Annotated in this window: 1 protein-coding gene; it reads right to left on the bottom strand. The window is 63.4% G+C overall.

The genetic code is table 11. The annotated features are described in order from the left end of the window. Positions 1-266: 266 nt before the first annotated feature. On the bottom strand, positions 267-937 hold a 671-nt coding region (locus FOY53_RS22640), incomplete at its 5' end, for an IS110 family RNA-guided transposase (protein WP_146592537.1).

The raw sequence follows: 937 nt of genomic DNA, 5'->3' as shown, positions 1-937 counted from the left end.
GCAACATGTGTAACCGCCCCATGCGCAAGAGGTAATTTTAGAGCTGGCTTCAGCGCGTCACCGGGTGCTGACATGTGTCCGGCCTCAAGATGCGGCGTCATGCATGCCGCGGGCCCGTATGGTGTTCGAAGGTCGGGTCCAGATCAAAGCCGCGTGCTCGATGGCACTCTGTTGCACACTGGTTCTCCCGATCCCGTCTCACGACTGTTGCGCCAAACTGCACCTTGCCCTCTTCCGCTCCGACGTCCTCGCGATCGACGGTCGGCTTATGCCGCCTCGACCGGAGACTGATAGACACCACCCCTGGCCATCAGGGCCCAGACGATGCGCGCCATTTTGTTCGCCAGTGCCACGCGCACCAGCATCGGCGGCTTGCGCGACAGCATGCCGCCCAGCCACGTGCCGGGCTTGGCCGAAGCGTGGGTATGCCGTTTGATAATGACGCTGTTGGCGCCGATGATCAGCAGGCGTCGCAGGGACCGCTCGCCCATCTTCGTCGTGGCTCCGAGCCGCTGCTTGCCGCCGGTCGAGTGCTGCCGGGGCACGAGGCCCAGCCAGGCAGCAAAATCGCGCGCTCGGCGGAACGTGTCAGGCGGCGGGGCCAAACTTGCGAGGGCTGTCGCAATCAGTGGACCGATACCCGGCACCGTCATCAGACGCCGCGCCATTTCGTTCTCTTTGGCGCGTCGGGTGATCTCGGCATCAAGCTTGGTGATCTCTTCCTCCAACTGCGTCAGTGCGGCGACCAGAACCTTGAGGGTGGTGATGGCATCGGCAGGTAGAGTGCATTCCGGATCTTCGACAAGTGCAATCAGCTTCGATACGTTCGCTGCCCCCTGCGGCACGATCCCCCCGAACTCGGCCAGATGACCGCGCAGCGCATTTATGGCCTGAGTCCGCTGCCGGATCAGAAGATCGCGCACGCGGAACACCATGG

The sequence above is a fragment of the Puniceibacterium confluentis genome (assembly GCF_007923445.1).
Classification (GTDB): domain Bacteria; phylum Pseudomonadota; class Alphaproteobacteria; order Rhodobacterales; family Rhodobacteraceae; genus Puniceibacterium; species Puniceibacterium confluentis.
Note: the sequence above shows the minus strand (reverse complement) of the source record. Positions and strands in the feature narration are given on the sequence as shown.